The following is a 22,944-nucleotide window of genomic DNA, read 5'->3' as shown; positions in this document are numbered from 1 at the left end:
AATAAGGGTGAGTTCATGAAATAATATGCTCTTGAGTATCGCTATAAGCTAAATTATCTTGCCAACTGATGCTGACTTTATCACCTGCTTTTGCTGATTTTATCTTAAAGGAGAAAAAAGGATTCTTTGATACGCCGTAGCCCATTTGGCATTGGCTTAATACTTTGCCATTATGTTTAAAGGTTAAAGTTTGTATAAAATGTGCAGGAATTAATTCGCCTGTCGTATTATTTTTATTGTGCCCTGTTTCCATCGGGTGAGCGATTAAAGTACGTACAAGCGTATGATCAGCAAAGCGTTTACTACGAATTTTTATAGTTGACATCTTAACCTCCACAACCGCCTAAAGTGACTTTTACCTTTTGTCGTACCTGGAAGTATTGATCTTTTGCTTTCAATACGACAATCACATCGCAAGTTTCTTGCATTTTAAAGCGCGCTCCTAAGTAGGTTTCTAAATCAGGATCAATACTGAATTGAGCAATCAGTGGAACAGGGTTTTTCTCCGATAAGATATAGATGGTATCAACATCAGGGATTGTACTACTAATTGTAATAGGGACAACGGAACCATTTTCTGCCGTGTTGGGCAATTTTAAACTAATACGGTCACTCGTTTGTAGTGTTTGATTGGGAAATAGCTGGGCAATGGATTGGCTGATGGTTTGTCTGCTGAAGTTACTAGCTAACCAGTTAGCTAAGCTAATGTGAGAGAAGCCTAAACTTAAAGCATAGCTACTTAATGCGAGTAGTTTTTTTACGAAACGACGACGTGTTGTAAGCATAAGTCTGTATCTCAGGTTATTTAAGTGACCATATATAATCGACGACATGGTCTAATTCATCAGCTGTTAAAATCTTATTTTTGCCAAAAGGTGGCATGCTAGTGTGCGCATTAAATTGTGTGGCATCCCAGATAAATGCCTTTAAATCTTCTTTGCTTGTAAAGCGTGTTGGTATATTAACTAAAGCAGGCCCTATATTGCCGGGTGCTTCGCCATCTTCTATAACATGACAAGCGAGGCAATTGCCCTTGTTACGTTGAAAGCTCAGCTGTTTGCCTATGCTGAGGTCCTGTTGTATTTTAGGGTAAGTACATGCCGTGATCAGGACAAGCAAAAATAGACTGACGGTTTTTTTCATTTAAATAAAGCTTGGTAGGCTAAAGCTGATTGATATGGCGTTTGATCAAAAATTCCTCCTATCACAGCTAATATATCTGCCCCAGCCGTTAATAACTCAGCGCCATTAGTGGGCAATATACCGCCAATAGCAATAATAGGAACTTTAATGCTATTTTTTGCCTTCTGTAAGGTAGAAATATGGGCAGGGGCGGCAAGTGGCTTTGAATGAGAAGGAAAAAAACGCCCAAAAGCAACATAATCTGCAGAGTTCTGTTCGGCTTCTAATGCTCTATCTAAGCTGTCATAACAAGAAACGCCTATGAGCGCATTTTTGCCTAAGATTTCACGTGCATAACTGAGCTGTCCATCTTCTTGCCCTATATGCACGCCATCGGCACCAATTAGTTTGGCGAGGTTAATGTCATCATTGATAATTAAAGGGATATTATGACTATGACACAGCTCTTTTAATGCGCCCGCTAAATAAATAGCATTAACAGGCTGTTTATCACGATATTGTAGTAGGCTAATACCTGCTTTAAGTGCGGCACTGACTTCACTTATAACTTGGTTAGGCATTTTGTTTACTGTTTGAGTAATAGCATACAGTCCCGTTTTTGGTAATATCATGTATTTTCTTGCATCCAAAATAAACGATTTGGAATATATTGTCCTTTGCCGGGTTTGTAGCCTTCATTTAAGCTACTCCAAGTATATTCTTGCGCTTCTAGTATACAGGTTTCGACCTCTAATCCGTGCGCCAGCATAGCGGCAATACTGGATGCTAAAGTGCAACCTGATCCATGATAGCTATGTGCTAATCTATCCCAAGTATAGGTTTCTATGCATTTACCTTCATTAAATAATAAGTTATTAACTGTCGGGCTTGCTTCGTGTGAGCCTGTGAGTAAAACATAATCACTGCCTAGTTCTAATAATTTGATACCGGCTAATTGTAAGTCATCACACTTCGCCAGTTGCCTTGCTTCTACACTGTTTGGGGTGAGGATTGTGGTACGGGGCAATAGTAACTCTATGATGCTATCAATTAATCCATTATTAGATAATATTGTACCGCCACCAGCCGCTAGAACGGGATCTAAAATAACAGGTAATGAAGAATATTCAGTTAGGATAGTATGAATTGCTTTAGCGGTTTCAATATGTCCAATTAAGCCAATTTTAATAGCTTTAACCGGTAAATCTTCTAAAATAGTGCGCGCCTGAGAAATAATAGCCGAGGCAGGTTGCGGCAGCATTTTTTTTACATTGCAAGTATCTTGTTCAGTTAAGGCTGTTATGACACTGGCGGCATGACATTGATGGCTAATAAGTGTTTCAATATCAGCTTGTATACCAGCTCCACCACTGGGATCATGTCCAGAAAAGCAAAGCACTACAGGTTTACGTACTTGATTCATAATATTAAAGAGTGATGTTGAAAATATGCTGCTATTTAACCAGAAAGTTATAAAATTTTCCGTAATAATTATCGCTTTTTTATTATTTTCGGGTTGTGCTTTTATTCAAGACCCCTTAGGCCAAAAAAAAATAGAGCAACTTAGGCAAAAAGCAGAGTCGATTTTTAAACGTCAAAATATAGCAAGCAGTCAGGTTATGATTTTGACAATGGATGAAGAGAATACTATTTTATCGGATGCTGAACTTGCGATGCAAGAAGCTTGCGCTAAGCTTAATGCATATGTGATTCGATCCATGAGTAGTGATAACTTCTCAATGGTTGATTTCCTAGCTCAGCAGCAAGTTATTCGTTCCTTGGATAATTGTGACGCAGCGACTAAAAAATTAGAGGCGTTGTTACCGCCCCCATTTACAATTGATAATTAAACTTGGAAACTGTGATTAACTGATTTTTATAGAACGTGGGTAAGTCCTCTTTTAAGCCTTTTTTAGCCTACAGTGTACGATACAGAGCTAGATATTGCTCTGCACTCTGTTGCCAAGAAAAATCTTTCTGCATCGCGATTTTTTGTATCTTTTGCCACGTTTTTTTATTGTCATAAACAAATAAAGCCCGCTTAATGGCTTCTAACATGGCACTGACTGAGGCTTCATCAAAGACAAATCCTGAGGCAGTTTGTTGCGCGATAGAGTCAGGCATTGCATCCACGACGGTATCTGCCAAGCCACCAGTCCTTCTTACAATTGGCAGTGTGCCATAGCGCTGACTGTACATTTGATTCAGTCCACAAGGTTCAAAGCGTGATGGCATTAAAAACATATCGGCTCCTGCTTCAATTAAATGCGCAAAATCTTCATCATAGCCAATAGTGACGGAAATTTTTTCTGGGTGTAGCAAGCTTAGGTTTTTCAATTGGTGTTCATAGCTTTTATTGCCAGCACCTAATAAAACAAACTGTAGTGGGTATTGAACTAAGTTTTCTAAACATTGAATAACTAAATCAATACCTTTTTGTTCTACTAAACGGCTAATAAGAGCAATCATGGGTATAGATGACTCTTCTGGTAAAGATAACTTTTGTTGTATGGCTGTTTTATTCAGTGTTTTTTTAGCCAAAGTTTCTACGGTATAGGTTTGTGCTATACGCTTATCTATGGCAGGATTCCATTGTTCTAAATCAATACCATTGATAATACCATTCAGGTCATGTCTACGGTGTTGCAGCAGTCCTTCTAATCCGTAGCCAAAGTCAGCGGTTTGAATTTCTAGTGCATAGTTAGGGCTGACCGTTGTGATATGGTCAGCACAAGAGATCCCCCCTTTAATAAAGGACAGTCTATTATGATATTCCAGTGCAGACGGTTGCCATAGTTGTCCGGGGAGCCCCAGCGCATGAAAAGTTTCTTGCGGGAAGATGCCTTGGTAAGCCATATTGTGTATGGTAAAAACAGTAGAGGGGCGTAAAGGTTCTAGTGTTAATAAGGCAGGCACTAGACCACTTTGCCAATCATTACAATGGACAATATCGGCTTTCCAGTCTAAATAAGCTCGGTTCTGCGCAACTTCAACTGCAGCACGACAGAATAGTGCAAATTTCTCGGCACTATTAGACCAGGCGTTACCAAATTCATCAGTATATGGATTACCTGGGATAGAAAAAAACTCAGGGCAATCTACTAACCAGACGATAACATGACTATTAGGTAGCTGTGTTTCAAAGATATTGACATCACGATTATTGATTCTAATGGTACTGCGGTATAGAGGCTCCTCGGTTAGTTTAATGCCATAATATTTAGGGACAATAATACGAATATCTTGATCTAACTCAGATAATGCAATAGGTAGGCTTCCTGCAACATCGGCCAAACCGCCCGTTTTAATCAAAGGGTGTACTTCACTAGTAACAAAAAGTATTTTTTTCATAACTATAATTTTAAAACAATGCCTGCTAAAGGGGGAATGGTTAGATTGAGTGATTGTTCTTGATTCATCCAAGGCGTATCCTCAGACACGATATAACCATTACCTGTATTACTACCTGCATAATACTCGGAATCAGAATTAAAAATTTCATGATAAGTACCTGGTCTTGGTACACCAATACGGTAGTTCTCTCTAGGTACAGGAGTGAAATTTAAAATAACAATTAACGTTTCTTGTTCAGTTTTACGGGTAAAACTAATAACGGATTGCTCAACATCATGACAGTCAATCCATTCAAAACCCTGGTTATCAAAGTCATGCTGAAACAACGCAGGGTGTTTGACATAGAGTTTATTTAAGTCTTTGACTAGAGTTTGTATGCCTTTATGGTAAGAATAATCCAGGACATACCAATCTAAAGATTGATTGAAATTCCACTCAGTTCCCTGTGCAATATCACAGCCCATAAACAGTAATTTCTTACCTGGGTAAGTAAACATAAAGGTATAAAGCAAACGTAAGTTGGCAAATTTCTGCCATTCGTCGCCTGGCATTTTATTTAGCATAGAGCCTTTACCATGAACGACTTCATCATGTGAAAAAGGTAACATGAAATTTTCGGTAAAAGCATAGAGCATACCGAAAGTTAACTGATCATGATGGTGGCGGCGATGTATAGGGTCTTGCTGCATATAGGACAGTATATCGTGCATCCAGCCCATATTCCACTTCATAGAAAAACCTAAGCCGCCCGTCCAAGTAGGGCGGGTTACCTGTGGCCAAGACGTTGATTCTTCAGCAATAACGACCGTTCCAGGGTGTTGCTCGTGAGTAACGGTATTTAATTCACGTAGAAAATCAATGGCTTCTAGGTTTTCATTACCACCATACTGATTGGGCACCCAGTCATCTTCTTCACGAGAATAATCGAGGTAAAGCATAGATGCGACGGCATCAACACGTAAGCCGTCTAAGTGAAATTCTTCTAGCCAAAAATAAGCACTGGATAATAAAAAGTTGCGTACTTCATTGCGACTGTAATTATAAATCAATGTCCCCCAGTCACGATGTTCACCCTTACGTGGGTCTTCATGCTCGTACAGCGCACTGCCATCAAAACGTGCTAAGGCAAAATCATCTTTGGGAAAGTGAGCAGGAACCCAGTCGAGAATAATACTAATATTATGTTGGTGGCAATAATCAATAAAATAACGGAAATCATCTGAACTACCATGGCGACTAGTAGGTGCGAAATACCCCGTCGTTTGATAGCCCCATGAAGCATCAAGAGGGTGCTCGGTAATCGGTAATAGCTCGATATGAGTGAATCCCATATAGGTGACATAATCAACTAATTCATGAGCTAGGTCTCGGTAGTTTAGGAAATTCCCTTGCGCATCGCGTTTCCATGATCCTAGGTGTACTTCATAAGTTGACATAGCTTCATGTAGCCAGTCATGCTTAGGGCGCTTAGTCATCCAAGTATCATCGTTCCAAGTATATTCAGCTTCATCGACAACGACTGAGGCTGTTTGTGGGCGAAACTCAAACTGTTGTGCATAAGGGTCAGTTTTAACCGAAATTTGGTTGGTATTGCGGTTTAAGATTTCATATTTATATAAGCAGCCAACCTCTACCCCTGGGATAAAAATTTCCCATATACCGCTGCCACCTAAAATGCGCATGGGGTGACAGCGACCATCCCAAGAATTAAACTCAGAAATAACACTGACGCGACCCGCATTGGGTGCCCAAACAGTAAATAGCACGCCTTCGATGTTATCAACTGTGTGTAAATGGGCACCTAATTTTTTATAAATATGCCAATGTCGGCCTTCAGAAAATAGGTGTTGATCAAATTCAGGAAGCTGAGAACCGAAAGAATAGGGGTCATATTGCGTGTGTTGATTGCCGGCTTTATCAATACACTTTAACTGGTAATATTGTGGTAATGCTGTGTCGTTTATAATATGGGCTTGAAAAAAATCAGTATCAGGTATACGTTGTAGTTGAATTTTAGGGATAGCAATTTCTACGGTTTCAACATAAGGCAAATAAACTGTGACGGTTGTTTTGCCATTTTTTTTATGCCGTCCAAGAATGGAAAACGGGTCATGATGCTTTGCTTCAGATATTTTTAACAATTCAGAATCAAGCGGATTTGTTTTTGTTGGCTTGTTTAGCTTGTTCATTTTGCAATGCCTCAGGTATAGTAGAATTAGTTTTCTTAGAATAGTAACAAATTAAAGTTCGAATGTAATAACCTATTTAATAAAAGAGGAAATCTATGTCGTACGAAAAATCGCAACATCATGATCGTTTTGTCAGCCATTTAACGCGTAATACGATTGCTTTAATTTTAGCAGGTGGGCGCGGCTCTCGGCTGAAAAATATGACAGATTGGCGTGCTAAGCCTGCTGTTCCTTTTGGCGGAAAGTTTCGTATTATCGATTTTCCTTTATCAAATTGCATTAATTCTGGTATTCGTAAAGTTGGAGTTTTAACACAGTATAAATCAGATTCTTTGATTCGACACATACAACAAGGTTGGGGATTTTTACGTGGTGAATTTGGTGAATATGTTGATTTAATGCCAGCACAGCAAAGGCATAGCGAGGGTTCTTGGTATCAAGGCACTGCTGATGCTATTTATCAAAATATTGATATATTACGCAGTCGCACGCCTGACCATATTGTTATTTTGGCGGGCGATCATATTTATAAAATGGACTATGGCGCAATGCTGGCAGATCATGTTGAACAGGGGGCTGAGTTAACTATTGGCTGTTTGGAGGTTTCTTTAGAGGAAGCTAAAGATTTTGGTGTCATGGCCGTTGATGAAAATAGGCGCGTCAAAGCTTTTGTTGAAAAACCTGCTAATCCGCCGACTATGCCGCATAAATCAGATAGAGCCCTAGCTTCGATGGGGATTTATATATTCAATACTGATTTTTTGTTTGAACAATTATTAAAGGATGCTGATAATTCAGCGTCTACTCATGATTTTGGGCATGACATTATTCCTTCTGTTATTGAAGAATATAATGTTAATGCGTATCCATTCTTAGACTTGCAAAGTGGCGAACAAAGTTACTGGCGCGATGTAGGTACGATTGATGCTTACTGGGCAGCTAATATGGAATTAATTGGCGTTAAACCTGACCTCAATTTATATGACCAAACATGGCCTATTTGGACGCATCAAGTGCAAACACCGCCAGCAAAATTTGTTTTTGATGATGATGATAGGCGCGGCCAAGCCGTTGATTCGATGGTTTCTGGAGGTTGTGTTATCTCTGGGTCAACCATTCGGCATTCGCTATTATTCTCAGAGGTGAGAGTTAACTCTTATAGTACTATTCAAGACTCATTGCTATTACCTGAAGTCAATATTGCACGGCACTGTCGTATTACTAAAGCAATTATTGAAAAAGGCTGTCAAGTACCCGAAGGGACGATTATTGGCGAAGATCGGGCAGAAGATGAACGGCGCTTTCATGTAAGTCCTGGCGGTATTGTCTTAGTAACTCCAGATATGTTGGGGCAAAGACGTCACTATGTCAGATAAGAAAAAATTGAAACTCGTTTTATGCTGGCATATGCACCAGCCAGAATATCGAAATTTACAAACGGGAGAGTTTCAATTGCCGTGGACTTATCTACATGTTATCAAAGATTATGTAGATATGGTTGCACACTTAGAAGCCGTGCCTAATGCTAAAGCCGTGGTTAATTTTGCACCTATTTTATTGGAGCAAATTGAAGATTATGCAAAACAAGTCAATTGTTTTTTGCATGATCATATAGAAATGAAAGACCCTTTATTAGCTGCACTTGCTACTTCAGCCATTCCAGCTAATATTGATGATCGGCAAGAATTAATCAGTAACTGTATGCGTGCTAATCGAGAGCGCCAGATTGATCGTTACCCGGCGTTTAAAAACTTGGTACAAATGGCAGAATGGGTGCAAAGTCATGCGGATACCATGCAGTATATTAATGCGCAGTTTATCGATGATTTTTTAGTTTGGTATCATCTTGCTTGGATGGGGGAGACGGTTAAATTATCAGATGCCAGAATACAGCGACTAATTGCTAAAGAGCGCAATTTTACCTTGCATGATCGCTTAGAAATTATTGAAGTTATTGGGGAATTGTTATCTACAGTGATTTGTCGTTATAAATCCTTGGCAACTAAAGGTAGAATTGAACTTTCAGTCACGCCTTATGCACATCCGATTATACCTTTACTCTTGGATATCAAATCCACGCATGAAGCGATGCCAGGAGCACCGCTTCCCGAGCTGGATACTTACCCTGGTGGAGAAGAAAGAGCGAAATGGCATATTAAACAAGGGCTTGTGACTTTTAAGCGCTTTTTTGGCTTTATTCCTGAAGGCTGCTGGCCGGCAGAAGGCGCAATTAGTACGCCTACTTTAAAAATAATCCAAGAGGCTGGGTTCTCGTGGACTGCAACAGGTGGACAAGTTTTACATAATAGTTTAAGCCTATCAGGGCTTGGCAGTGATATTGGCGTACATCATCCTTTTCAAGTAAAAGGGACAAAAATTCCCTGTTTTTTTCGTGATGATGGCTTATCTGATTTAATTGGCTTTAAATATTCTAAATGGCATGCGGATGATGCCGTGAATGATATGATTCATCACCTAGAAACAATTGCTAAAAATGAATCGGATGATAGTGTTGTGTCGATTATTATGGATGGTGAAAATGCATGGGAATATTATCCAGATAATGCCTATCATTTTTTAAGTGCATTTTATCAGCGCCTAGCTAATCATTCTGATATAGAGTTAACTACATTTTCAGAATGTTTAGCAGCCCAAGTGACAGTTAAAGAGCTACCAAAACTGATGGCAGGAAGCTGGGTGTATGGTACTTTTTCTACTTGGATCGGTGATCCTGACAAAAATCGTGGCTGGGATATGTTAGGGGATGCCAAATGGGCTTTTGATAAGGTGCGAGCAACAGGGCGTTTATCGAAAATGCAAGTGATGGAAGCTGAATTCCAGTTAGCGGTTTGTGAAGGCTCAGATTGGTTTTGGTGGTTCGGGGATTATAATCCTGGGCAAGCCGTCAGTAGTTTTGAAAAACAATTTCGCTTAAATTTAGCTAATTTATACTCTATTTTAGGTGAAGAAGTGCCTGCCTATTTAGCGTTATCTTTTACTCAGGGTTCAGGCGCACCCGCTATGGGCGGTACTATGCGTAAAGGTACTGATTAAGTGACTCTCTTAAAGGACGTAATGTGACTGATATTAATTTATTATCCCAAAGACGCGCAGGCGTACTCTTGCATATTACCTCGTTACCTAATAATAACGGTCGTGGTAACTTAGGCAAAGAGGCCTATCATTTTGTCGATTTTCTGCATAATGCCGGCATTAAAGTATGGCAAACTTTGCCGTTAGGCGTGCCTCATGCCGATGGGTCGCCTTATCAATGTTTATCAGCACATGCGGGGAATCCAGCATTAATCTGCCTTGAGAGCCTTAAACAGAAGGGCTGGTTACAAGAAACTGAGCAATGTGATATGTGCAGAGCAGATAATAGTTTTGATTTGCACTGTTTAATTGCCAAGGCTTACACCGGCTTTATCAATTTAGCTGATAGCCAAGAAAAGCAGGCCTACCTAGATTTCTGTAAAGATAAAGCGAGCTGGTTAGATGATTTTTCATTATTTGTTGCTTTACGTAATGAATTTTCTGGGCAAAGCTGGAGCCAATGGCCTCAACATTTAAAAGAACGAGAGACTAAGTCTATTACAGAGGCGCGCCGTAGGCTCGGTTTAGCAATAGAAATCATTAAGTTTGAGCAATTTATTTTCTATTCGCAATGGATGGCACTTAAAACTTATGCTAATGAAAGAAATGTTTTATTATTTGGTGATATTCCTATTTTCGTTTCTTACGATAGTGCGGATGTTTGGGCAAACCGACGTGTTTTTAAATTAGATGAAAATGGCGAAATGCTGGTTGTTGCAGGCGTTCCACCTGATTATTTTTCTGTCACAGGTCAACGCTGGGGCAATCCTCACTATGATTGGAAATACTTAAAAAGAACACGTTTTACATGGTGGAAAAAACGCCTAGAAAGCCAATTGGAAATGTTTGATATTTTACGTATTGACCATTTTCGCGGTTTTGAGGCCGCTTGGGAAATTCCAGCGACTGAAGAAACGGCTATTAATGGCGCATGGGTTGAAGCTCCAGGCAAAGAATTATTAACCGCTTTAATAAAAGAATTTGGCAATATCCCACTGGTAGCCGAAGATTTAGGTATTATTACCGCAAAGGTAGAGGCTCTTAGAACGGATTTTAACTTGCCTGGCATGAAAATATTACAATTTGCCTTTGGTGATACTGCCGCCAACCCATATTTACCACATAATTACGAGCGTAACTATGTTGTCTATACCGGAACACATGATAATGATACGACTTTAGGCTGGTTTAACGCTCTCAATGACCATGATAAACAACGTATTTATCATTATTTAGGATATTCCCAAGCATCAATGCCTTATTTGTTGATTGGTACAGCTTTTTCTTCAGTTGCCAATTTAGCTATTGTACCGATGCAAGATATTTTAGAATTAGGCAGTGCTGACCGTATGAATACGCCAGGTACGACAGAAGGGAACTGGCAATGGCAATTTTCTTGGGATCAATTAACAGAAGATAAAGTGGCTAAATTAACAGGATTAGTGACTATGTTTGCTCGGTAGTAGAGTCGTGCATAGAGTTTTTCTTACCATTAGTGGAAGGGACTTTTAACTGCAGCATTGATACAAGTCGTGGCTAAAACCTTCGACATATTCACTTATATTTAATATTTATCGTTATTTACATCTTTTACCATGACTTATTCAACCATCGAAGCCTTTATAGGTAATACGCCTTTAGTTAAATTGCAGCGCTTGATCAAGCAAAGTTCTAATACCGTTTTAGTTAAACTCGAAGGCAATAATCCCGCGGGGTCAGTAAAAGACCGTCCAGCCATAAGCATGATTAAACATGCAGAAGCACGTGGTGAGATTAAGCCAGGTGATCGTTTAATTGAAGCAACTAGCGGCAATACGGGTATTGCATTAGCTATGGCTGCGGCAATTAAAGGTTATAAAATGACCTTAATTATGCCAGATAATATGAGTAGTGAGCGCCGAGCATCAATGAAAGCTTATGGTGCCGAAATTATCTTAACGCCTGCTGTAGGTAGTATGGAAGCGGCTATTGATTTTGCTAGGGAAATGGAAGCAGAAGGTAAAGGTCGTATTCTAGATCAGTTTTCTAACCCTGATAATCCTAGAGCGCATTATGAAGGAACAGGCCCTGAAATTTGGCGTGATACACAAGGCCAAATCACGCATTTTGTCAGCGCCATGGGAACAACGGGTACTATTATGGGCACATCGAAATTTTTAAAAGAACAAAATCCAGAAGTACAGATAGTAGGCGTACAGCCTGAAGATGGTGCTAAAATTCCTGGTATACGCCGGTGGCCTGTAGAATATTTACCTAAAATCTATCAAGCAACACGCGTTGATAAAATCATGAATATGGATCAACAAACAGCCGAGCAAACCATGCGTGATTTAGCGACTCAAGAAGGAATTTTTGGTGGCGTTTCATCCGGTGGTGCTGTTGCGGCGGCATTAAGGCTCGCACAAGAAGTTGAAAATGCAACCATAGTTGCGATTATCTGTGATCGTGGCGACCGTTACCTATCTACTGGGGTATTTCCTAGTTAATCTCGCGTAAGGCGAAACAGATAATAACTCGTAGGGTGGACTTCAGCCCTCCATTGCTAAAAAAGCGGACTGAAGTCCGTCCTACAAATAGGGTGAACGTAGCATTTTAAGTTCGTAGCCCATTTACTTATATAACTCAAAAAGAAAAACATGGCACGTAGACGTTCCCCTAGAAAAAAGAAATTACCTGAAGCAGCAGTAAAAGTAACTATTGAATCCTTGGCCCATGATGGGCGTGGTGTTGCTCATGTTGATGGCAAAGTCATTTTTATTGATGAAGCTTTACCGGGTGAAGAGCTAGAATTTATTTATACCGATAGTCGTAAAGATTATGCTGAAGGTAGAGTGGAAACACTATTTACGCGTGCACCTGAGCGTGTTGATGCGAAGTGTGAACACTTTGGCAAGTGTGGAGGTTGTAGTTTTCAGCATGTAGAAGATGCGGCCCAGATAAGCTTCAAGCAAGCGTTATTAGTTGATCAGTTTCAACGTATTGGTAAGGTGACTATCCCTGAAGTTTGGGAACCACTTACAGGGCCACATTGGGGGTATCGTCAAAAAGCCCGTATGGGCGTGAAGTATGTCGCTAAAAAAGGTCGTGTATTAGTTGGGTTTCGTGAGCGTCGAAATCAGTTCTTAGCTGAAATTGAAAGCTGCAAAGTGATGAATCCGATTGTCGGTGAAAAGTTAATGGCTCTATCTGAAATGATAGGTAAATTAACCATTAAAGATAAGATTCCACAAATTGAAGTTGCTATTGGCGATAAAGATTGTGTTTTAGCCTTTCGTGTTTTAGAACCTGCAACTGCCGAAGATAAAGAAATTATGCGTAGCTTTGGGCATGAGCATAAGCTTTCTCTGTGCTTACAGTCTAAAGGCCCTGATACCATAGTACCGATTGAAGGCGAGCCCGAAGTGATGCTTACTTATTCTTTGCCCGACCAAGGTGTGCATTTCCGCTTTAAACCAGCTATGTTTACCCAAGTGAACTATGAGATTAATCGTAAAATGATTAGCCGCGTTATGCAGACAATGGATTTTAACGAAAATGATCGTGTTTTAGATTTATTCTGTGGTCTGGGTAACTTTACTTTACCTATTGCAACCAAAGCAGGGCATGTAGTCGGTGTTGAAGGTGATCAGCCGTTGGTTAATCATGCTAAAGACAATGCCCAATTAAATAATTTAACGAATGTTGAATTTTTTGCTGCTGATTTAAGTAAGGATGTTAGCAGTCAAGCATGGGCGCAACAGAGCTACAATAAAGTTATGTTAGATCCTTCACGGGCGGGTGCTGCGGATGTTTTGCCCAATCTGAAAAAATGGCACCCAGAGTTAATTATGTATGTTTCTTGTAACCCCTCTACACTGGCTAGAGATGCCGGTATTTTAGTCAATGATATGGGCTATACATTAGTTAAAGCGGGGGTTATGGATATGTTTCCACAAACGGGGCATGTAGAATCTATTGCTTTATTTAGAAAATAAAACCATGCATTGCGATACTCTGCCCAAGCGCTATATTGAAGTTTGTATTGCAACACAAACTTTAGATTTGATTGCAGACCGTGTTGTCATCCAAAGTTACCCTATTTCAACAGCTAAAAATGGTGCCGGTGAGCTTATGGGTTCTGAATGTACGCCAAGAGGCTGGCATAAAATTAGAGCCAAGATTGGTGCCGGTCAACCTTTAAATACTGTTTTTGTGGGACGGCGGGCAACGGGTGAAATTTATACGGCTGAACTGGGCCAAGAAAATCCAGATCGTGATTGGATTTTAACGCGTATTCTCTGGCTAGGTGGCTTGGAAGCTGGCTTTAACCGCTATGGTGTAGTAGATAGCACTTGGCGTTATATTTATATTCATGGCTGCCCCGATCATTTAATGCAAGGAAAGCCTGAGTCTCATGGCTGTATTAGAATGCATAATGCTGATGTGCTAGATTTATTCAATCAAGTAAATATCGGTGTGCATGTTTGGATACATACTTAGGCCTGCAATAATATTTAAATGCACTGCCAGTCCTTTGAAGGCTAGTAGTGTTATATAAGCTAAAATATTGGACGTTATAAAGCTACATTCTTTAGGACTGAGGATGAAATAAAACCCAAAACTGGGCAAAAAGATAAGTCAGCTTCAGGTTTTATAAAATTCTCGCCCTTAAAGCCTGTTGTTATTTTAAATAACGGTTAATTGCCTCAAGATCTGTAGCACTTAATGTACTTGCTGCATTTTTTAAACGTACACCACTCACTAAGTAAGCGTAGCGAGCTTGCGCGTATCGACTTTGCGCACTGGTATAGTTCCTAGTTGCAGATAATACATCAACCATCGTTCTTGTCCCCACCTCGAAGCCTGCTTCCGTTGCTTCTAAGGCGCTTTTACCTGATTTAACAGCAGACTGTAGCGCTTTAACTTGGCTAATACTGTCAATGACAGCGCGGTAAGAATCTTTAACTTCTTGGGTTACTGCTCTTCGTGTTGCGGTTAAAGCTTCTTGTGCCTGGGTGTGTTGATATTCTGCTTGGCGTGTTCGAGAAGTAACAGCGCCGCCTTCAAAAAGTGGAATATTTAATTGTAGACCGATATTTTCGGTATTGCCTTTTGTATAAAGGTTTCCCGTTGTTTGATTAAGACCAAATTGCCCCACTATATCTAAAGTAGGGTAATGACCGCTACGTTGAAAATGAATGTTTTCTTGGGCGATTTCAGTTTCACTCTGAGCAACCAAAATTTGTAAATTCTGGTTTTGTGCCTGACTATTCCACTCTTCTATATTGTTAGGCTGAGGCTCTGGTAAGGGTAACTCTTCACCTAAGTTGTTTAGTTCATCTAAATGAGAGCCAATAATAACCTGTAGTGCTTCTTTTGCATTTGATACTGCATTTTCTGCCGCAATCACATTTGCTCGACTTTGATCATAACCTGCTTGTGCTTCATAAACATCTGTTATAGCAATAAGTCCGACATCAAAGCGTTGTTGCGCTTGTTCCAGTTGTCTGGCAATCGTTTTTTGTTCGGCACGGGAAAAGATAAGGTTATCTTGAGCAGCTAAAACATTAAAATAGGCGTTTGTGGTTTTTAGCATAAGGCGCTGTTGCTCAGCGAGGTAACTGGCCTCTGCTTGAGCTATTTGCTTTTCAGATTGTGAGAGTTGTACCCACATATCCCAATGAAAAACAGGTTGAACTAAATTAATACTGAACTGATGATCCCAGAATTCATTGGTACGTGCCTGACCGGGAAAACGTTCATTAAATAATGATTTTTGGTTAAGCCAGTTATAAGTAGTTGAAGCACCTGCATTTATTTGAGGTAATAGTCGCGCGATGCTCTGGTCTTTAGTTTCGCCCACGGCCATTTTATTTGCGAGTGATTCGCGTAAAACGGGATCGTTTTGCAAGGCAAGGTCATAGGTTTCTACTAAGTTTTGTGCTTGCAGCGTACCTGAAAATAAAAAAATAAATGAGAGTGCCGTTTTTTTCATAAACGTTTTCCAAGGGTAAAGACGAGTGTATTATTAATTATAGAGTAATGAGAAAAATCTGTAGTTTTTTTACTGCTTCAAAACATGCTCTTGCTTTAAAGCCCAGAGGACATGCTCTTTTACTAATTCCGAATGATAACTGATTTTATGATTTAATACAGCTTTGATTTCAGTAGATGCAGGCGCATTTCCAAGTGCTACGGCAATATTGCGTTGCCATTGTTCATAACCTATACGTCTAATTGCTGAGCCTTCGGTTTTAGTTAAAAACTCTGTTTCAGACCAATTAAATAATTCAATTAAATGTTGAGCGTTGAGGTTATATCTAGGGCTAAAGTCAGTTTCGGTACTGAGTCGTGCAAAACGATTCCAAGGACAAATTAATTGACAATCATCACAGCCATAGATTCGATTGCCCATTAACGACCTTAACGCTTCAGGTATGGAGCCTTTCAGCTCTATCGTTAAATAAGAAATACATTTTCGTGCATCGACCTGATAGGGCGCAATAATGGCTTGAGTCGGACAAATGTTAATACAGGCAGTACATTGTCCACAATGATTATGACTTGGTGAATCGATAGTCAAAGGGATGGAGGTATAAATTTCGCCTAGAAAAAACCAAGACCCGGCTTTTTTATTAATAATATTACTGTGTTTTCCAATCCAGCCTAAACCGGCTTTTTCAGCAATGGCTTTTTCCAGTACAGGCGCTGAATCGACAAAAGCGCGATAACCGAATATACCGATTTCTTGTTCGATACGTTGCGCTAGTTTTTGTAAGCGTTTACGCAGTACTTTATGGTAATCTCGACCTAGTGCATAACGTGATATAAAGCCAGCTACTGGGTTATTAAGTGTATTTTCTATCGGTTCTTGTGCTTCAGGTAAATAATCCATACGCACCGAGATAATGCTGACCGTTTCTGGCTGTAAAAGGGCAGGGCGAGACCGCTTTAAACCATGTTTATGCATATACTCCATATCCGCATGATAGCCTTGGGCTAGCCAGTGCTGTAGGCGCTGCTCTGCTTGGTGCAAATCCGTGTCAGTGATACCTACTTGTTGAAAGCCCAGCTCTAAGCCCCAGTGTTTTATTTGTTGGGACAGTTCATTCATTGCTTTATCCATTCTATAATGTTTATATTTATATTTGAGCGCTTACTTTTATAACTATGCAAACTTTACCAACAAAGCTGTACTCAGCACAACAAGCAAGAGAAATAGATCGTATAGCTCAAGAGCAAACACAAGTCACAGGCTTGCAACTAATGGCTAAGGCAGCGGAAGCTAGCTTTCAAGTCATTAAAAAACATTACCCTGAAGCTAAAAAAATCACTGTTTTTTGTGGTGCTGGCAATAATGCTGGAGATGGCTATTTAATTGCCAAACTTGCTTTAGAGGCAGGTTACAAATTGCAGTTATTTTCTGCTGTTGGGGAGGGTAAATTAAGTGGAGATGCTGCATTAGCACAGCAATCTTATATGGCAGCAGGCGGTGTGATTCTACATAATTTACAGTTATTAAGTCATCATGCAGATTTAATCATAGATGCCTTATTAGGGACAGGGCTTGACCGTCCAGTGATAGGTAAATTTGCAGCCGTTATCCAGACTATTAATAGTATAGATAGCCCTGTTTTGGCGGTAGATATTCCTTCGGGCTTAAATGCGGATACCGGTAATATTATGGCTTGTGCAGTACATGCTGATTTTACTATTACTTTTATCGTCTTAAAAAAGGGACTTTTTACCGGGTTAGCAGCGGATTATTGCGGTATTGTACTTTTTGCTGACTTAGAGGTTCCAAACTCGGTTATCGAACGAGAAGCAAATCAAGAAAGCCTGTTGCAAACCGTAACACTCGCTAAACGACCGCGCAGTGCACATAAAGGCTTGTTTGGTCATGTTTTAGTGGTAGGAGGTGATTATGGTTATGCAGGGGCTGCCAAATTAGCAGCCGAAGCCGCTTTAAATTGTGGGGCAGGTTTAGTTAGTGTGGCGACACGCAAAGAGCATGCTAACCAGATGTATCTTAGCTGCCCAGAATTAATGGGACATGCACTCGATCAGCTGACAGATATAGAGGGTTTACTAGAAAAAGCGACGGTCTTAGTTTTTGGGCCTGGGCTAGCGCAGCGAACATGGGCAAAAAAACTGTGGCCTACCTTGATTGGTTTAAATTTACCGCGAGTGATTGATGCCGATGCTTTGAATTTATTGGCAGATTTTCCTGTCTATTCAGAACAATGGATTTTAACGCCACATCCAGGCGAAGCAGCTCGCTTATTGCAGTGTTCTACTGCAGATATTTTACAAGATAGGTTTAAAGCCGTACGCGCATTGCAGACAAAATATGGCGGTGTTTGTGTACTAAAAGGTGCAGGTACACTGATTTGTGATGATAAAAAACAGGTTTATGTTAATACCACAGGCAATCCAGGAATGGCAGCAGGCGGTATGGGAGATGTTTTGTCGGGCACCATTGGCGCGTTGCTCGCTCAGCAATATGCTTTGCTGGATGCGGCAAAAATAGGTGTTTATGTGCATGGCTTGGCCGCAGATAAGGCGGCTGTTAGCCTAGGGGAGCGCGGTCTGCGCGCTACGGATGTTGTACAGTACTTACGGGAAGTTGTTAATTAATGATGCAATTTATATTGAATACGGCGGAAGAAACTGAAGCCTTTGGTGCGAAATTATTTCAGATATTACCGGAAAAATGTCTTGTTTTTTTATTGGGCGATTTGGGGGCAGGGAAAACAACACTAGTGCGAGGTTTTATGCGTGCAGCAGGGCATATCGGTGCAGTAAAAAGCCCTACTTATAATATTGTCGAAGAATATAAAATTGATAAGCGGTTATTTTTTCATTTTGATTTATATCGATTAGTAGATCCTGAGGAGTTGGAGTGGATAGGGATTGCTGATTATTTACAAGAAACAGCGACCTGTTTTATAGAATGGCCTGAGAAAGGGCAGGGTTTTTTAAGTGAGCCTGATGTTATTTTATCTTTAACAACAAGCGATAATATGCGTAAGTTACTTGTAGAGCGAATGCCAGAACATATAATGGATAAGTTTCTAATTGAAAAACAAACACATACTGCTATAATCTAACTGAAGTTATTAACATAGGTGAGGTCGTGAGAAAATTTATAATTTTATGTTTATTATTGATTTTAAATACCTCAGTTATCTCTGCGGCGCAAATAAAAGTAAAAAAACTACGCATTCAATCGACAAATGAGTATACACGTTTAGTTTTTGATGTCTCTTCTATTCCTGAACACCAGATTTTTCAACTTAAAAATCCAAATCGTTTAGTGATTGATTTTAATAATGCTTATTTAGAGAAAAGCCTTAAGCAGCCACCTAAAAATCATCCTATTTTAGTAAGGTTACGCTCTGCACATAGAAATAAAAAAGATTTACGTGTTGTTATTGACTTGCAATCAAAGGTTGCGCCTAAGAGTTTTGTTTTACCAGCAAAGAATAAATATGGTCCTCGATTGGTGATTGATTTACCTGCTAAATCGACCCAGTCATTCGTTAAAAAGTGGACTAAAAAAAATAATAAAGTCGTAAAAACCAATAGAGGCAAAGCAAAACTTTTTGTCGTGGCTGTCGATGCGGGACATGGGGGTAAAGATCCCGGAGCAAGAGGAGCTCATGGTACTTTAGAGAAAAAGGTGGTTTTTGAAATTGCGCAAAAGCTAGCAGTATTAATTAATAAACAGCCTGGTATGAAAGCTATTATGGTACGTAAAGGGGACTATTTTGTACCTTTAAGTCAGCGCAGAAAAATTGCTCGCAAAGCTAATGCGGATTTATTTGTATCTATTCATGCAGATGCTTTTAATAAGTCTAATGTCACAGGTGCATCAGTGTATACTTTATCTCGCCGTGGGGCGACTAGTGTTGCAGCACGATGGTTGGCTAAAAATGAAAATGCTGCAGATTTAGTTGGCGGTATAAGTCTTGATGATAAGGATGATATTTTAGCTTCAGTGTTATTGGATTTATCGCAAACAGCAACGCAAGATATTAGTCAGTTAGTTGCTAAAGAGGTGTTAAATAATTTTAGTCGTATTGGTGAGTTGCACTCTCATACCGTGCAAAAAGCGGGCTTTGTAGTGCTGAAATCGCCTGATATTCCATCAATTTTGGTGGAAACAGCTTTCATATCCAATCCTAAAGAAGAGCGCCGACTAAAAAGTGGGATTTATCAGTTAAAAATGGCTAAAGCCATTCAGAAAGGCATTGTTTCTTATGCTAAAAATCATAATATTGCATTGGCAACCAGTGTTGATAAGCCTGTACATAAAATATCTAAAGGGGAGACTTTATTAGGGATTGCCTTAAAATATGGTGTTACTTTAGATCAGCTTAAACAGGCGAATATGATTGCTAGTGCTAATTCGATTAAAATAGGTCAGATTCTCTCTATTCCTGCTGGCAGTTAACTGGATAGCAGTTATAATCTAAACCTTAGTAAAAAATGTGTAACTTTTCATTTTTAACAGGTACAAAGAGTATCGTAGGATGTGCTGAGAAACGAAGCGCATCGTTTACGTGGTACTTCCTTTTTTGTTCGTCTTCTGTGTTCAGCAATAAGTTTATAGCTTGCTATGCGCCTGTTGCTACGCCTTGAAGACAAACAAAAATCCTGCGTCATAATGCATAAGTTATTTTATTCCCATTCCTTAGCGCACGAGCTGACTAATAATGACGTTTTGGCAATCACGATATAACCCTCAATTAAAGCTTTCTCAACAAGATTTAATTGATATTAGCGAGGAAATAACTCAAGCATATGCACCTGATAATAGTTATGTGCAATCTGAGTTAGTGCTTATGCCCGTTGATCCAGTTACGCTTCATGCGTATTGGAATATACAAAATAATAGTACTAGCGCAACAGATACAGAGCTAATTTTAAGAGTGTACTCTGAGCCTACACTCAGTGAGCATTCAAGTCATTTGAGATTAAGTTTTGATATAAAATTGTCGAGTTTTCAAGGGCAACAAACAGTGGCTGCGCCAATTGCAGCAACAGCTTATTCAGCTGTTATCGGTACAATTAATGCAGATTCCAGTTTTAGTGTTTTAGCTACTTCCGAGATCATTCATGTGCCACGAGAGAGTCCAGCACTTACGCATAAAACTGTGCTAAACGCTCCAAATATTGACCCTGTTAGCGTGAATGTTAGTGCTGGAGATGAACATACTTATGTTATGGAGCAAAAAAAAACTTCAGAGCATAGTATAAGCAATAGTGAACAGCCCATACAAAAAGTTCCAATGTTTGACCATCTGTTTGCTACTGAAATCAATAACACGCCTGATGTTATTTATGTGCCACGAGAGAGTGCGCAATTTGAATCGAACAGCAATGCCGCGAAAAATCAGCACACTTCTACTAACACTAATACAGCCCTGAACACTGAACCCTTTATTTTAAAAAACTTTAATAATCAAGGCTACGATTTAAAAGTATATGCAAATAACAGCGACTCTGAATTTGCTGACCTATTAGCCAAGCAAGTGTCTGGTTTTTATATTATCCCTAATAAAACGACTACAACTAAGCAGAATAGTTCTGGACTAGGATTTTATTTATAGTGATTATGCAAAAAGGCTTTCTTAGTATAGTTCTGCATGCGCACCTGCCTTTCGTAAGGCACCCAGAATACGATAATTTTTTTGAAGAAATCTGGTTATTTGAGGCAATAACGGAATGTTATATTCCATTAATTCGCTCGCTAGAAAAACTGCATCAAGATCATGTTAACTTTAAGCTAACGCTTTCACTTTCGCCGCCACTCATTTCAATGTTAAGTAACGAGCTATTACAGGCACGTTACATCGCACATCTTAATAAACAGATTGAACTGACGGAAAAGGAAATTATCAGAACAGTTGGTAACCCTGAATATCAACGACTGGCACGACTATATCGACGTTTATACTTGAATACATTGGATATTTTTAGCCAGTATGATAGTAATTTATTAACTGCTTTTAAGAAGTTTAATCACTTAGGTTATCTTGAACTCATCACTTGTGCTGCAACGCATGGTTTTTTACCATTGTTAAATAAAAGTGAAGCCGCAGTACGCAGCCAGATTAATATTGGTATGGAAACGTTTATCACTCATTTTGGTTTTGCACCAGAAGGATTTTGGTTGCCGGAATGCGGTTATTATCCTGGTTTGGAAAAGCATCTTAAAAATGCCGGAATCAATTATTTTTTTGTCGATACACATGGTATCGAGAATGCAAGTGAGCCGCCAAAAAACGGTGTTTATGCACCGCTGAACTGCGGCAATGATGTTATGGCGTTTGCTCGAGATCCTGAATCATCACGCCAAGTCTGGAATTCTACAGAAGGTTATCCTGGTGATTATGATTACCGTGAATATTACAGTGACATTGGCTTTGAGTTGGAGCTAGATTATATTGCTCCTTATATTTTGGATGGTCATACACGTATAAACACGGGTATAAAATATCATCGCATAACAGGTCAAAACCTTCCTAAAGAAATTTATCAACCTAAGCAGGCGCACTACAAAGCACAGCTCCATGCGCAAGATTTTATCAATAAACGTCAATTACAAATTAATCGTTTGAGTACAGAGATGGAGCGTCCGCCGATGATTGTTGCTCCTTATGATGCGGAACTTTTCGGGCACTGGTGGTATGAGGGGCCGCAATGGTTAGAATGTGTGTTACGCTTAGCTGATAGTAATGAAAATGCGCTACAGACAGTTAGCTGTGCTGATTATTTAAAACAAGTCGCTCCCCAACAAATTGCAACACCTTCTGCATCAACTTGGGGCGATCAAGGTTATTCCCATTTTTGGATCAATGAAAGCAATGATTGGATTTATCCGTTATTACACAAAGCCGCTACAGATTTGGAGAAATTTGTATTAACTCTACAGAATAGCAAAGTTAATCCGTTGCAGGAAAGGGTATTAAACCAAGCGGTACGCTCATTATTATTAGCTCAGGCATCCGATTGGCCTTTTATTATGCAGACAGGAACAACTGTGGAGTATGCTAATAAACGTATTACAGACCACCTAGGAATGTGCATGAAATAACTTAGGCAACTTATAAAGTTGTTGCGTCAGGAATGGCAGTATAATTCCATTGCCTCAGGTGCTCATCAAATACAATTCGCATTGACTCTTTAAAACCCTCTGCAA

General features: G+C 39.7%; 21 protein-coding genes. 12 read left to right on the top strand and 9 right to left on the bottom strand.

Annotated features, from left to right (window positions below; genetic code table 11):
- Positions 1–13: 13 nt before the first annotated feature.
- From soxZ to thiD, 5 genes are read right to left on the bottom strand one after another with little or no spacing between them, the layout of a single operon-like run.
- Positions 14–325: a thiosulfate oxidation carrier complex protein SoxZ gene (soxZ, locus tag BQ7314_RS06535; protein WP_174482897.1), complete on the bottom strand. Its 312-nt coding sequence runs from the start codon at positions 323–325 to the stop codon at positions 14–16.
- A 1-nt stretch (position 326) separates the two neighbouring features.
- A complete protein-coding gene (gene soxY / locus BQ7314_RS06530) occupies positions 327–785 on the bottom strand; it encodes a thiosulfate oxidation carrier protein SoxY (protein ID WP_174482896.1) in 459 nt (152 codons plus the stop codon).
- A 16-nt stretch (positions 786–801) separates the two neighbouring features.
- Entirely contained in the window at positions 802–1,143 is a 342-nt protein-coding gene (soxX, locus tag BQ7314_RS06525; protein ID WP_174482895.1) for a sulfur oxidation c-type cytochrome SoxX, read from the bottom strand.
- Positions 1,140–1,754 carry a thiamine phosphate synthase gene (gene thiE, locus BQ7314_RS06520; RefSeq protein ID WP_174482894.1) on the bottom strand — a complete coding sequence of 205 codons (615 nt, stop codon included), beginning with the start codon at positions 1,752–1,754 and terminating at the stop codon, positions 1,140–1,142. The genes soxX and thiE overlap by 4 nt, the downstream gene beginning before the upstream one ends.
- Positions 1,751–2,545: a bifunctional hydroxymethylpyrimidine kinase/phosphomethylpyrimidine kinase gene (thiD, locus tag BQ7314_RS06515; protein ID WP_174482893.1), complete on the bottom strand. Its 795-nt coding sequence runs from the start codon at positions 2,543–2,545 to the stop codon at positions 1,751–1,753. The genes thiE and thiD overlap by 4 nt, the downstream gene beginning before the upstream one ends.
- Positions 2,546–2,570: 25 nt before the next feature.
- Here thiD and BQ7314_RS06510 point away from each other — a divergent pair, with 25 nt between their 5' ends.
- A complete protein-coding gene (locus BQ7314_RS06510; RefSeq protein WP_174482892.1) occupies positions 2,571–2,972 on the top strand; it encodes a hypothetical protein in 402 nt (133 codons plus the stop codon).
- Positions 2,973–3,039: 67 nt separating this feature from the next.
- Here the strand turns inward: BQ7314_RS06510 and glgA are convergent, their stop codons facing one another.
- Complete coding sequence (gene glgA / locus BQ7314_RS06505; RefSeq protein WP_174482891.1) at positions 3,040–4,473, bottom strand: glycogen synthase GlgA; 1,434 nt, start codon at positions 4,471–4,473, stop codon at positions 3,040–3,042.
- Positions 4,474–4,475: 2 nt separating this feature from the next.
- Positions 4,476–6,665 (bottom strand): 1,4-alpha-glucan branching protein GlgB, encoded by a 2,190-nt coding sequence (gene glgB / locus BQ7314_RS06500; RefSeq protein WP_174482890.1) that lies wholly within the window; start codon positions 6,663–6,665, stop codon positions 4,476–4,478.
- Between the two features lie 95 nt (positions 6,666–6,760).
- Between glgB and glgC the strand changes: the two genes are divergently transcribed.
- The 6 genes from glgC to BQ7314_RS06470 all read left to right on the top strand — a co-directional run bounded on the left by glgC (position 6,761) and on the right by BQ7314_RS06470 (position 14,237).
- Positions 6,761–8,041, top strand: a complete 1,281-nt coding sequence (gene glgC, locus BQ7314_RS06495; protein ID WP_174482889.1) for a glucose-1-phosphate adenylyltransferase — start codon at positions 6,761–6,763, stop codon at positions 8,039–8,041.
- Positions 8,031–9,719 carry a glycoside hydrolase family 57 protein gene (locus BQ7314_RS06490; protein WP_174482888.1) on the top strand — a complete coding sequence of 563 codons (1,689 nt, stop codon included), beginning with the start codon at positions 8,031–8,033 and terminating at the stop codon, positions 9,717–9,719. The genes glgC and BQ7314_RS06490 overlap by 11 nt, the downstream gene beginning before the upstream one ends.
- Before the next feature lie 23 nt (positions 9,720–9,742).
- Entirely contained in the window at positions 9,743–11,221 is a 1,479-nt protein-coding gene (malQ, locus tag BQ7314_RS06485; protein ID WP_174482887.1) for a 4-alpha-glucanotransferase, read from the top strand.
- Between the two features lie 132 nt (positions 11,222–11,353).
- Positions 11,354–12,244: a cysteine synthase CysM gene (gene cysM / locus BQ7314_RS06480; RefSeq protein ID WP_174482886.1), complete on the top strand. Its 891-nt coding sequence runs from the start codon at positions 11,354–11,356 to the stop codon at positions 12,242–12,244.
- A gap of 150 nt (positions 12,245–12,394) precedes the next feature.
- Entirely contained in the window at positions 12,395–13,732 is a 1,338-nt protein-coding gene (rlmD, locus tag BQ7314_RS06475) for a 23S rRNA (uracil(1939)-C(5))-methyltransferase RlmD (protein ID WP_174482885.1), read from the top strand.
- Positions 13,733–13,736: 4 nt separating this feature from the next.
- Complete coding sequence (locus BQ7314_RS06470; protein ID WP_174482884.1) at positions 13,737–14,237, top strand: L,D-transpeptidase; 501 nt, start codon at positions 13,737–13,739, stop codon at positions 14,235–14,237.
- 181 nt (positions 14,238–14,418) lie between these two features.
- Here the strand turns inward: BQ7314_RS06470 and BQ7314_RS06465 are convergent, their stop codons facing one another.
- Entirely contained in the window at positions 14,419–15,732 is a 1,314-nt protein-coding gene (locus tag BQ7314_RS06465; RefSeq protein WP_174482883.1) for a TolC family outer membrane protein, read from the bottom strand.
- A 69-nt stretch (positions 15,733–15,801) separates the two neighbouring features.
- Positions 15,802–16,851, bottom strand: coding sequence for a tRNA epoxyqueuosine(34) reductase QueG (gene queG, locus BQ7314_RS06460; RefSeq protein WP_245394929.1), 1,050 nt, complete (start codon positions 16,849–16,851; stop codon positions 15,802–15,804).
- 56 nt (positions 16,852–16,907) lie between these two features.
- On the opposite strand from queG, the gene BQ7314_RS06455 reads away from it, so the two are divergent.
- The 5 genes from BQ7314_RS06455 to BQ7314_RS06435 all read left to right on the top strand — a co-directional run bounded on the left by BQ7314_RS06455 (position 16,908) and on the right by BQ7314_RS06435 (position 22,839).
- Positions 16,908–18,374, top strand: a complete 1,467-nt coding sequence (locus BQ7314_RS06455) for an NAD(P)H-hydrate dehydratase (RefSeq protein WP_174482881.1) — start codon at positions 16,908–16,910, stop codon at positions 18,372–18,374.
- 2 nt (positions 18,375–18,376) lie between these two features.
- Positions 18,377–18,847 carry a tRNA (adenosine(37)-N6)-threonylcarbamoyltransferase complex ATPase subunit type 1 TsaE gene (gene tsaE, locus BQ7314_RS06450; RefSeq protein ID WP_174482910.1) on the top strand — a complete coding sequence of 157 codons (471 nt, stop codon included), beginning with the start codon at positions 18,377–18,379 and terminating at the stop codon, positions 18,845–18,847.
- Positions 18,848–18,873: 26 nt separating this feature from the next.
- Positions 18,874–20,193 (top strand): N-acetylmuramoyl-L-alanine amidase, encoded by a 1,320-nt coding sequence (locus tag BQ7314_RS06445; RefSeq protein WP_174482880.1) that lies wholly within the window; start codon positions 18,874–18,876, stop codon positions 20,191–20,193.
- A gap of 262 nt (positions 20,194–20,455) precedes the next feature.
- Positions 20,456–21,352 carry a DUF4912 domain-containing protein gene (locus BQ7314_RS06440; RefSeq protein ID WP_174482879.1) on the top strand — a complete coding sequence of 299 codons (897 nt, stop codon included), beginning with the start codon at positions 20,456–20,458 and terminating at the stop codon, positions 21,350–21,352.
- Between the two features lie 5 nt (positions 21,353–21,357).
- Positions 21,358–22,839, top strand: a complete 1,482-nt coding sequence (locus BQ7314_RS06435; protein ID WP_174482909.1) for a glycoside hydrolase family 57 protein — start codon at positions 21,358–21,360, stop codon at positions 22,837–22,839.
- Positions 22,840–22,944: the final 105 nt, after the last annotated feature.

It is taken from the genome of methanotrophic endosymbiont of Bathymodiolus puteoserpentis (Logatchev), assembly GCF_900128525.1.
Classification (GTDB): domain Bacteria; phylum Pseudomonadota; class Gammaproteobacteria; order Methylococcales; family Methylomonadaceae; genus Methyloprofundus.
The sequence above is the reverse complement of the archived record's forward strand: the minus strand, read 5'-3'. Positions and strand labels throughout refer to the sequence as shown.

What these genes read in the sequence shown, in the direction of transcription:
- tsaE (WP_174482910.1), top strand. Translation starts at nt 18,377, where the DNA reads ATGCAATTTATATTGAATACGGCGGAAGAAACTGAAGCCTTTGGTGCG.
- queG (WP_245394929.1), bottom strand. Translation starts at nt 16,851, where the DNA reads ATGAATGAACTGTCCCAACAAATAAAACACTGGGGCTTAGAGCTGGGC.
- BQ7314_RS06510 (WP_174482892.1), top strand. Translation starts at nt 2,571, where the DNA reads ATGCTGCTATTTAACCAGAAAGTTATAAAATTTTCCGTAATAATTATC.
- BQ7314_RS06490 (WP_174482888.1), top strand. Translation starts at nt 8,031, where the DNA reads ATGTCAGATAAGAAAAAATTGAAACTCGTTTTATGCTGGCATATGCAC.
- BQ7314_RS06465 (WP_174482883.1), bottom strand. Translation starts at nt 15,732, where the DNA reads ATGAAAAAAACGGCACTCTCATTTATTTTTTTATTTTCAGGTACGCTG.
- soxX (WP_174482895.1), bottom strand. Translation starts at nt 1,143, where the DNA reads ATGAAAAAAACCGTCAGTCTATTTTTGCTTGTCCTGATCACGGCATGT.
- glgA (WP_174482891.1), bottom strand. Translation starts at nt 4,473, where the DNA reads ATGAAAAAAATACTTTTTGTTACTAGTGAAGTACACCCTTTGATTAAA.
- glgC (WP_174482889.1), top strand. Translation starts at nt 6,761, where the DNA reads ATGTCGTACGAAAAATCGCAACATCATGATCGTTTTGTCAGCCATTTA.
- BQ7314_RS06455 (WP_174482881.1), top strand. Translation starts at nt 16,908, where the DNA reads ATGCAAACTTTACCAACAAAGCTGTACTCAGCACAACAAGCAAGAGAA.
- rlmD (WP_174482885.1), top strand. Translation starts at nt 12,395, where the DNA reads ATGGCACGTAGACGTTCCCCTAGAAAAAAGAAATTACCTGAAGCAGCA.
- BQ7314_RS06435 (WP_174482909.1), top strand. Translation starts at nt 21,358, where the DNA reads ATGCAAAAAGGCTTTCTTAGTATAGTTCTGCATGCGCACCTGCCTTTC.
- glgB (WP_174482890.1), bottom strand. Translation starts at nt 6,665, where the DNA reads ATGAACAAGCTAAACAAGCCAACAAAAACAAATCCGCTTGATTCTGAA.
- BQ7314_RS06440 (WP_174482879.1), top strand. Translation starts at nt 20,456, where the DNA reads ATGACGTTTTGGCAATCACGATATAACCCTCAATTAAAGCTTTCTCAA.
- soxY (WP_174482896.1), bottom strand. Translation starts at nt 785, where the DNA reads ATGCTTACAACACGTCGTCGTTTCGTAAAAAAACTACTCGCATTAAGT.
- BQ7314_RS06470 (WP_174482884.1), top strand. Translation starts at nt 13,737, where the DNA reads ATGCATTGCGATACTCTGCCCAAGCGCTATATTGAAGTTTGTATTGCA.
- soxZ (WP_174482897.1), bottom strand. Translation starts at nt 325, where the DNA reads ATGTCAACTATAAAAATTCGTAGTAAACGCTTTGCTGATCATACGCTT.
- thiD (WP_174482893.1), bottom strand. Translation starts at nt 2,545, where the DNA reads ATGAATCAAGTACGTAAACCTGTAGTGCTTTGCTTTTCTGGACATGAT.
- thiE (WP_174482894.1), bottom strand. Translation starts at nt 1,754, where the DNA reads ATGATATTACCAAAAACGGGACTGTATGCTATTACTCAAACAGTAAAC.
- cysM (WP_174482886.1), top strand. Translation starts at nt 11,354, where the DNA reads ATGACTTATTCAACCATCGAAGCCTTTATAGGTAATACGCCTTTAGTT.